The organism is Streptomyces sp. NPDC001970, from assembly GCF_053594115.1.
Genome location: NZ_JBSFDW010000084.1, coordinates 1 through 9,644, shown reverse-complemented (window position 1 = coordinate 9,644; position 9,644 = coordinate 1). Strand labels below are relative to the sequence as shown.

The 9,644-nt window shown below is 71.1% G+C and carries 5 protein-coding genes and 1 pseudogene; 1 reads left to right on the top strand and 5 read right to left on the bottom strand.

The window, feature by feature from the left end; all coding sequences use genetic code 11:
- Positions 1-131: 131 nt before the first annotated feature.
- Positions 132-503: a hypothetical protein gene (locus ACWCP0_RS41570; RefSeq protein WP_451083899.1), complete on the bottom strand. Its 372-nt coding sequence runs from the start codon at positions 501-503 to the stop codon at positions 132-134.
- 50 nt (positions 504-553) lie between these two features.
- On the opposite strand from ACWCP0_RS41570, the gene ACWCP0_RS41565 reads away from it, so the two are divergent.
- Entirely contained in the window at positions 554-1,300 is a 747-nt protein-coding gene (locus ACWCP0_RS41565) for a TetR/AcrR family transcriptional regulator (RefSeq protein WP_451083898.1), read from the top strand.
- Positions 1,301-1,330: 30 nt separating this feature from the next.
- On the opposite strand, the gene pulA is transcribed toward ACWCP0_RS41565, so the two are convergent.
- From pulA to ACWCP0_RS41545, 4 genes and pseudogenes are all read right to left on the bottom strand, one after another.
- A complete protein-coding gene (pulA, locus tag ACWCP0_RS41560; RefSeq protein WP_451083897.1) occupies positions 1,331-6,655 on the bottom strand; it encodes a pullulanase-type alpha-1,6-glucosidase in 5,325 nt (1,774 codons plus the stop codon).
- Positions 6,656-6,816: 161 nt separating this feature from the next.
- A pseudogene (locus ACWCP0_RS41555) lies at positions 6,817-8,196 on the bottom strand (alpha-amylase); the annotation flags it as partial.
- 213 nt (positions 8,197-8,409) lie between these two features.
- Positions 8,410-9,432 (bottom strand): LacI family DNA-binding transcriptional regulator, encoded by a 1,023-nt coding sequence (locus tag ACWCP0_RS41550; protein WP_451083896.1) that lies wholly within the window; start codon positions 9,430-9,432, stop codon positions 8,410-8,412.
- Positions 9,429-9,644: DUF3459 domain-containing protein (locus tag ACWCP0_RS41545; protein ID WP_451083895.1), on the bottom strand; the 216-nt coding region annotated here is incomplete at its 5' end. The genes ACWCP0_RS41545 and ACWCP0_RS41550, both read right to left, overlap by 4 nt.

Genomic DNA, 9,644 nt, shown 5'->3' with positions numbered 1-9,644 from the left:
TGGAGTGACAGACCTCTTCTACAGCAGCTCCGCTGCCTTGCTCCCCGGCCTTGACGAACAGCCCCCACGCCTAACTGAACGGCGTTGCCTCTAGCACCTGATCCGGAGGACGCCTCCCGGATCGCTTCGTCTCAGGGAAGCAGCAGCCAGTCCGCGGCCAGCGCCGCCGGCAGACCCGTGCCCAGCAGCCAGGTGCCGAGCCGGGTGCGGCCGTGGCGGCTCAGCTCGATGACAACTCCGCACAGGATCATGGCCAGTCCGTACACCCCGACCACGAGCACGGAGGTACGACTGGCCAGCCGTACCGCCAGGACCACCGCCAGCGCCACGAGCAGAACCGATGCGACAGTGATGCGGAGCATCCGGGCCTGGCGCGGGGTCATCCCCACGCGCTCCGGCGCCACGAGCTCCGTCTCCGCGACCTCCGGCGCCACGAGCTCCGTCTCCGCCGCCGGTTCCGATGCCGGTCCCGGTGCCGGGGTCTCCTCGTCAGATGCGGTCATCCCGGGAGCGTAACGGACAGCCTCCGACGGCCGGCCGTTAGGCTGTTCGCATGACGACCGGGGTACGCCGCAGGATGGGCGTCGAGGAGCGCAGGCAGCAGCTGATCGGGGTGGCGCTGGAGCTGTTCAGCCACCGCTCCCCCGACGAGGTGTCGATCGACGAGATCGCCGCCGCCGCGGGGATCTCCCGCCCGCTCGTCTACCACTACTTCCCGGGCAAGCAGAGCCTGTACGAGGCGGCGCTGCGCCGCGCGGCCGACGAGCTGGCGGCCCGCTTCGTCGAGAAGCCCGAAGGGCCGCTCGGCGCGCGCCTGCTGCGCGTCATGGGGCGGTTCTTCGACTTCGTGGACGAGCACGGGCCGGGGTTCTCGGCGCTGATGCGCGGCGGCCCGGCCGTCCCCGCGGGCGGAGCCTGCGCCTTGGGCACGGCGACGACCACCAACGGCATGATCGACGAGGTCAGGCAGGCGGCGTACGACCAGATCATGGCGCACCTCGGCATCACGGAACCCCCGGCGAGGCTGCGGCTGGTCGTCCGGTCCTGGGTGTCGCTCGCCGAGTCGACGGCACTGATCTGGCTGGACGGGCGGGACATTCCGCGCGCCGAGCTCGAGTTGCAGCTGGTGCACGACTTCGCGGCGCTGGTGGCCGTGCCGGCCGCGTACGACCGGGAGATGGCGGCCGTGCTGCTGCGCATCCTCGAGGACGAACCGGCCGACGGGCCCTTCGGCGAGCTCGTCGGCCGGCTGGTGGCGCTCGCGCCGCACGCGGCACGGGTGCCGCAGCAGCGCGCCTGAGCCGTCAGGGCCCAGGCGCGCCACCGGTGGTCAGCCGCGGGTGAAGACGGCCACCGTACGACCCGGCACGCTGAAGGTGCCCGAGCCGCCCTCGTAGGAAGCGGACGTCACGACCGCGTCGGCGCCCGCAGCCTGCACCGGATGCAGGGCGTACGGCGTGCCGGCCAGTGCGCCGACCCGCTGCGACTGCCGCTCCGGCGTGGCGTTGAAGACCACGACCAGATCCCCGAGGCGCATCGTGATCACGCCCGGCGTCTCGTCCTTCCCGGACAGCGGGAAGGAGAGGGCCGACTGCACCTCGTCCGCCGTGCCGAGCCCGAAGTCCGCCTCGCTCGTACGGATCTTCAGCAGATCGCGGTACGCGGCGGAGGCGCCTGAGATCTCCGCGCATCCCGGCTTCAGCGTGGGCGCGACCAGCAGGGGCTTGGCGTAGGGCCACTTGGCATTGTTGTCGGCGGCGGGCGGCAGGCCGCGGCCGAAGCCGTTGCCGTCCGGGCCGCACGACCAGTGGACGGCGTTGAACCAGTCGCCGCTGTCGTACGAGTTGCGGTCCAGCGACTTCGACCGGAGCAGGTCCGAGCCGGCCTGGGACAGCGCGGGGCCCTGCGAGAGGGCGGCCGTCGCCATCGCGAGCACCTGCATACGGGCGCGGTCGGCCGCGGGTGTGCCGACGGGCAGCTTGAAGGCGAGCGCGTCGTAGAGGGTCTCGTTGTCATGGGCGTCGGCGTAGGCGAGGGCGTCACCGGGGGCGGCGGCATAGCCGGCCGGGGAGCCGTTGTAGTCCACGTCCGAGCCCTTGACCGTGCGGCCCGAGGTGTCGGTGAAGGTGAAGCCGGCGAGGTTGCCGGACAGTCCGACCTTGATCAGGTCCTGGTAGTGGAGCAGCCGGGCCTTCTGTTCGGCCGGGGTGCCGTTGGCCTGGGACCCGTTGGGCTCGTTGTGGAGACCCGAGGCGAAGCCCTGGACGCCCGGGTCCTCGTCGAAGGGACCGCCGCCGCGGACCGCGTCGCGCGCCCGGTCGGAGAAGGTCGCGACTCCCGTCCCGGCCATGTTCTTCTGCGTGGCCTGGACGAAGCGGGCGTCGTCGGCGATCTCACCGAAGTTCCAGCCCTCGCCGTACAGGACGATGCTCCTGCCGTCGACGCCGTCCTTCTCGACGGTCAGCGCGTCGAGGGCCTTGCGGACGGCGAGGATGTTGGCCTTCGGGTGGTGGCCCATGAGGTCGAAGCGGAAGCCGTCGACCTTGTACTCCCTGGCCCAGGTGACGACCGAGTCGACGACGAGCTTGCCCATCATCGCGTTCTCGGGCGCGGTGTTGGCGCAGCAGGTGGACGTGGCCACGGTGCCGTCGGCGAGGAGCCGCTGGTAGTAGCCGGGCACGATCCGGTCCAGGACGGACTTGCCGTCCTGCCCGCTCGCCACGGTGTGGTTGTAGACGACGTCCATGACCGTGCGCAGCCCGGCGCCGTTCAGGCCCTGGACCATCTGCCGGAACTCCACCGTGCGGCGCGTGCCGTCCGGGTCGGAGGCGTACGAGCCCTCGGGGACGGTGTAGTGCAGCGGGTCGTAGCCCCAGTTGTAGGCGTCCTTCGCGGCAGCCGCGGCGACGCACGCCTGCTGCTCATCGGAGTCCGGGGCGTACACCTTGAGATCGCAGGCCGGGGCGGTCTGGTCGGACTTCTTCTCGGGGATGGTGCCGATGTCGAAGGCGGGCAGCAGATGGACGTACGAGGTGCCGGCCGCGGCGAGCTCGCGCAGGTGCCTCATACCGGCCGACTCACGGTCGGTGAAGGCCAGATAGCCGCCGGGGTGCTTCGCCGTGCGGTCCGCGATCGAGAAGTCGCGGATGTGCAGCTCCTGGATCTGGGCGCCCTTGAGCGGCACGGCGGCCGGCTTCTTCAGTCCTGCCCAGCCCTCGGGGGCGAGCCTCGGGTCGGCCAGGTCGACGACGAGGCTGCGGGCCGAGTCGGTGGTGAGGGCGGTTGCGTACGGGTCGGTGACCTTGTTGGTGACGAGCTTCTGGACGCTGGGCGCCCAGACGGTGACGGCGTACCGGTACGGCTTTCCGCGCCAGTCGGCCGGGCCGGTGACCGACCAGACACCGGAGGCGTCGTCGCGGCGCATCGGGACGGTCTTCCCGTCGAGTTCGAGGGAGACCTTCCGGGCGGTCGGGGCCCACACCGACAGGGTCGGACGGCCCTTGCGGAACACCGGGCCGAGGGCCGAGTCCTGCGCCTTCGCGGCGTACAGGTCGTCGAGCACACCTGGGATCTGCACGCCGGTCGCGGCGAGCAGGGCGCCGTTCGCCGCCCGCTGCGTGGCGACGAACTGCCCGCGCAGGGCGTCCCGCACACGGTCGCGGTCGCGCGGGTCGACCGTGAAGGCCGGGTGGTCCTTGAGGTGCGGGTGCGACGCCTTCTGGGCGTCGGTCAGGGTGGCCGGGGTGAGCCGGAGCCACTGGCCCTCGTCACTGAGGGCACCGTCGACGACCTGGATGCCGCCGCCGGGTGCGTACACGAGCTGCTGGCTGGTGGCGGTTGTCGCCTTCACCTTCCAGACGACGGTGTCGCGGTCGATGAACTGCGCCTCGGACGTCGTCAGGTCCAGCGAGGGTGCCCCGCCGGTCTGCGGCAGCAGGTACTTCGGCTGCCCGGCCAGCATCCACACCTCGCGTCCGTGGCTGCCGAAGGAGAGCGACTGGTCGGTCGGGAGGTCCTTCTGGTCGCCCTTGTGGACGATGTAGCTCAGCGAGGTGGCGCCCTCGGCGAGCGGGACCTCGAAGGTCACGCCGTAGGCGTCCTGGCGCACCGGCATCAGCGGACGGGACCAGTCGGTGGGCTCCGCGGCTCCGGTCCAGGTGTGGAGTCCCCAGCCGTCGTAGTCGCCGTCGGGCCGCTGATAGTGCAGGACGGCCTTGCTGGTGTCCTGCGGCGGGTAGGCGCCGTCGGGCGCGGTGTCCGACTGGCCGTCCTGGCCCTGGGTGATCCAGACCTCGCCGGTGCGGCCGAGGCCGATGCTCCGCTGCGGGCCGTCCGCGGTGCCGTTCTTCTCGACGGTGTAGGCGAGCGTCGATGCGCCCTCGGGGACCTTGACCCAGGCGAACGCGCCGAAGGCGTCCCGTCCGGTGAAGCCGCCCGTCAGGTCGCCGGACCTGAGCTGCCAGCCGTCGTAGTCGCCGTCGGTGCGCCGGTAGTGGACGACGGCGTACGTACGCTCGACGGCCGTGGGCTTCTCGGGCGGCGGGACCTGGCCCGCGGTCGTCTGCGCCGTGGCGCTCGCGGTGCGGCCGAGGCTGTCCACGACCACCGCCTTGTAGCGCACCGGCGTTCCGGCGGGGGCGGTGAGGTGCTGGGTGACCTTGTACGGGGCGTGGTCGGCGGTGCCGAGGGTGCGCCACGGGCCGTTGCCGACCTGGGCGGCGAAGACCACGCGGTTCAACTGCCCGCCGTCGGCGTCGGCGGAGATCTCGACGGTGCCGGTGGCTCCGGCGGCGGGGGCCTTCAGGGTGAGGGTGGGCCTGGCGGCCGGGGCCGCGAGGGGCCTGTCCGCGCGCAGCACCAGCGACGACAGCGCGGGAACGGTGACGGTGACCGTGCCGTCGGCGGCGCGGACGGTGCCCGAACCGCCGTACAGGACGCGGAAGTCGGATGCCGCGTCGACGGGCAGGGTCACGGTCCTCCCGGTCGTGGCGTTGTTGACGGCCACGACGTATTCCGCGCGCTTCTTCGCGTCGGTGCGGGAGAAGGCGTACACCGAGTCCTTGGCGTACCGCTCCTGCTGGATGCCGTCGCGGAGCGCCGGGTGCTCACGGGTGAGCTCGGAGAGCGCGGCGATCGAGCGGTAGACCGGGTGCGTGGTGTCGTAGGCGTCGTCGGCGTGCGTACGGTCCGTGCCGAGCTGGTCGTCGTCGAGGTAGTCGGCGGTCTTCGAGGCGAAGAGGGTCTGGCGGGCGTCCTTGTCGCCGCCCGCGCCGGTGAAGCCCTGCTCGTCGCCGTAGTAGATCACCGGATTGCCGCGGCTGAGGAACATCAGCTCGTTGGCGAGGCGGGCCCGCTTCAGCAGCTCCGCGTCGCCCGCGCCCGGGTTGTCCTGCTCGAGGAAGGTCCCGATGCGGCCCATGTCGTGGTTGCCGAGGAAGGTGACCTGCTCGTAGGCGTTGGCCTTGTCGGTGGTGTAGCGGTAGTCGTCGGCGAAGACCCGGGCGAGACGGCCGGCGTCGGCGCCCTGCGATGCGTAGGCGCGGGCCGCGTCCTGGAAGGGGAAGTCGAGGGTGGCGTCCAGCCGTCCCCGGGTGACGTACGGCGAGGTGACGGCCGTGTCGGCGGAGAAGACCTCACCGAACATGAAGAAGTCGTCGCGGCCCCGGCGCGCCGCGTACGCGTCGAGGGCCGTGGCCCACTGGGTCCAGAAGTCGAGGTCGACGTGCTTGACGGTGTCGATGCGGAAGCCGTCGATGTCGAATTCGCGGACCCACTTCTCGTAGATCTTCCTCATGCCGTCGACGACCTCGGGACGCTCGGTCCACAGGTCGTCCAGGCCGACGAAGTCGCCGTATTCCGCGCTTTCCCCGGCCCAGGTGGAGTCGCCGCGGTTGTGGTACATCGTCGGGTCGTTCAGCCAGGACGGGACCTTGGTGACGCCGCCCGCTCCGTTGACCGGGGTGTACGGGAACGAGTCCGCGTCGACCGCGCCGGCCGTGACGCCGGCACGGTCGTCGAAGGGGCGGCCGTCCTTGTCGAGGTACGGGTAGGCGCCCTTGGGGCGGTAGCCGTAGGCCTTCTCGGCGTAGTCGACGGTGTCGGCGGTGTGGTTGGTGATGACGTCGAAGAAGACCTTCATGCCCTTGGAGTGGGCCTTGTCGATCAGCTTCGTGAGGTCGGCGTTGGTGCCGAAGTGCGGGTCGACCTGGGTGAAGTCGGTGATCCAGTAGCCGTGGTAGCCGGCGGAGGCGTCCTTGCCGGTGCCCTGCACGGGCCGGTTCTTGAAGATCGGGGCGAGCCAGATGGCGGTCGTGCCGAGGCCCTTGATGTAGTCGAGGCGCTGGGTGAGCCCCTTGAGGTCGCCGCCCTGGTAGAAGCCCTTGTCGGTCGGGTCGTACCCGGTCTCCAGGCGCGAACCGGTCAGTCCGCCGCGGTCGTTGGCGCTGTCGCCGTTCGCGAACCGGTCCGGCAGCACGAAGTAGAACTGCTCCCGGGTCAGATCGTGCCGCGAGGGCTCCGCGGCGAGTTTCGCGTCGGACGGCGGGGCCGGGGGCTTCGCGGCCGCCGCGGGTACGGCGGGCGCGAGCGCGGCGCAGAGCGCGGCGGCCAGCGTGGCCGCGACGGCTCTGCGCCTGCCGCGCAGGGGGCGTATCACAAGGATCTCCTTCACTCGTGCCGAAGTGCGTGCGTTGCTGTGCAAAGTGCCGCCCCATGTCGCGGCAACCGGTGTTCCTGTCCTCGGTCTCCCCCAGGGCTTCGCCTCGGGGAGACCTCAACGGGCTCAGTGGCGCGCCCCCACCGGGAAACGGCGGCTCAGCAGGTCCTCGCGCCCGCGTGCAGCGCGACCGCTGTGTTGGGGCCGAGGGTCCGCGTGAACTGGCCGGAGCCGTTGACCGTCACGGCCGTGCCCGACTGGACGTCGCAGTAGCTTCCGGCCGGGAGTGAGGTCTGGAAGGTGCGGGTCAGCGCCGAGGACTCGTGGTTGATGGCCACGTACGCCTTGTCGCCGCGGCCGAACGCGATCGCGTCCGCGCCGTTGTCCCACCAGTTCGTGACGGCCTGCCCTCGCGCGGTGTTCCGGAACGCCACCATCGAGGAGATCTCGCGCCACGCGTGCTGGCACTTCCAGCCGTCGCTGTAACAGGCGTTCACCGTGCCGGCGTTGGGCGGGCCGGCGTCCTTGTCGGACCATTCGTAGCCGGAGTGGACGTCCGGGGAGCCGTACGGCCAGGCCAGCATGAAGACGTTGGCCAGGGTGTAGTTGGCGCCGTCCTTGTAGTTGAGGGTGTCGCCGCCGCGCTCGGTGTCGTGGTTGTCGACGAAGACGGCGGACCGGCCGCTCGCCATGTAGCCCCAGCCCTCGCCGTAGTTCTTCAGGTAGGCGAGGTTCTCGTTGTTGAAGACCCGCTTGAGGTCGCGGGCGTACCGGAACTCCTGCACGTCACCGTTGCCGAGGTACTCCGTCGGCTGGACGGCCTCGCCCGCGCCGTGGATGGCCTCCTGCTTCCAGTACACGCCGGGGTTGCCGAGCTTCGCCTTGATCGCGGCGAGGTCGGCGGCCGGCATGTGCTTGGCGGCGTCGATACGGAAGCCGTCGACGCCCAGCGACAGCAGGTCGTTCATGTAGCCCGCGATCTTGGTGCGGACGTACTCCTCGCCGGTGTCGAGGTCGGCGAGGCCCACCAGCTCGCAGTACTGGACGTTGACGCGGTCCTGGTAGTTGGTGATGTGCGCGGTGCAGTCGTCCATGTCCCAGGAGGAGTACAGGCCCGGGTAGTCGTACTTGGTGTACGAGGAGCCGCCGGTGCCCGTCCCCGAGCCCGCCGCCATGTGGTTGATGACGGTGTCGGCGACGACCTTGACGCCCGCCGCATGGCAGGTGTTGACCATGTTGGCGAACGCGGTGCGGCTGCCCAGCCGGCCTGCGATCTTGTAGCTGACGGGCTGGTACGAGGTCCACCACTGCGCGCCCTGTATGTGCTCCTGGGGCGGGGAGACCTGGACGTACCCGTATCCGGCGGGGCCCAAGGTGTTGGTGCACGCTGCGGCGACCGAGTCGAAGCGCCATTCGAAGAGGACGGCGGTGACGTCCTTGCTGCCGGGCGGGGCCGCCTGTGCGGCTCCCGCCGGCGCGATCACCGCGGCCGCTGCTCCCGCCACGAGGGCGGTTGCGGCAGCCAGAGATCTGCTGGCCATGTGGTTCCTCCTGCGGCTCAGGAAGGGGGATCAGAGGGCCGGGTGGGGGATTGAATGTTCTTGCTGCAAAACTGCAAGACCCTCTGCGCAGGTGACCGTAGGGCCAGACAGGTGAGCGGTCAACCTTCTGGACACACGGAGGAGACACGCAGGACGCCTCGATGCAAAAGTTTGCAGGCCCGACAGCGCGGCACGCAGCAGGGGCGCGCCCGCTCAGCGCGGTCGCGCCGTCGACCCCCGCACCACCAGCTCCGGCCGGAAGACGTACTCCGTGCTCGGCACGGGATTGCCGCGGATCTCCTCCAGCAGCGCACCCACCGCCGCCGACGCCATGGCCTGTACGGGCTGACGCACCGTCGTCAGCGGCGGATCGGTGAACGCGATGAGCGGCGAGTCGTCGTACCCGACCACCGACGCGTCGCCCGGTACGTCGAGCCCGCGTTCACGGGCCGCCCTGATGACGCCGAGCGCCATCATGTCGCTGCCGCAGACGATGCCGGTGCAGCCCGCGTCGATGAGTTCGGCGGCGGCCGCATGCCCGCCCTCGACGCTGAAGAGCGTGTGTCTGACGTACCGCTCGGCCCCCGGACCGGCCGCTTCCAGGAAGCCCTCCGTCTTCCGGCGCGACGGCACGTACCGCACGGGTCCGACCGCGAGCCCGATCCGCTCGTGCCCCAGTTCGGCGAGATGGCGTACGGCCATGGCCGCGGCCATCCGGTCGTCGGGCGAGACGAAGGGCGCGGCCACCCGCTCGTTGTAGCCGTTGATGAGGACGAACGGGACGCCCCGGGCGGTGAGTTCGGCATAGCGCGCCGGGTCGGCGGAGGTGTCGGCGTGCAGTCCGGAGAGGAAGACGATGCCGTCGATGCCGCTCTCCTCGAGCTGCTCGACGAGCTCGTCCTCGGTGGCCCCGCCCGGCTGCTTGGCGCACAGCAGGGGCGTGTAGCCGTGACCGGCCAGCGTCTGCTCGACGACCTGGGCGAACGCGGGGAAGATCGGGTTGGTGAGCTCCGGCACCACCAGACCGATCAGCCCTGCGCTGCGCCGCCGCAGCCGTACGGGCCGCTCGTAGCCGAGGACGTCGAGGGCGGCGAGGACCCGGGTGCGGGTCGCCGCGGAGACTCCCGGCTTCGCGTTGAGGACGCGGCTGACCGTGGCTTCGCTGACGCCCGACTGGGCGGCGATGTCGGCAAGCCGAGGGGCGGACGCGCCGCCCCTCGGCCTCGGGATCGTCACACCGTCCACCACACCGTGGTGTCGGCGGGCAGGACGACGGTGTCGTCAGTGACCGCGACGGGTGCGCTGGCCAGCAGGAGCGCGCCGGGAGCGGGGAGGCGTACCGGCTCGCTCGTGGTGTTGGTGGTGCAGACGAACCCGTCGCGGGCGAGGGCGAGGACGCCCTCGGGCGCGTCCAGCCAGGTCACCGATTCACCCGCGCCCAGCCCCGG

What these genes read in the sequence shown, in the direction of transcription:
- ACWCP0_RS41570 (WP_451083899.1), bottom strand. Translation starts at nt 503, where the DNA reads ATGACCGCATCTGACGAGGAGACCCCGGCACCGGGACCGGCATCGGAA.
- ACWCP0_RS41565 (WP_451083898.1), top strand. Translation starts at nt 554, where the DNA reads ATGACGACCGGGGTACGCCGCAGGATGGGCGTCGAGGAGCGCAGGCAG.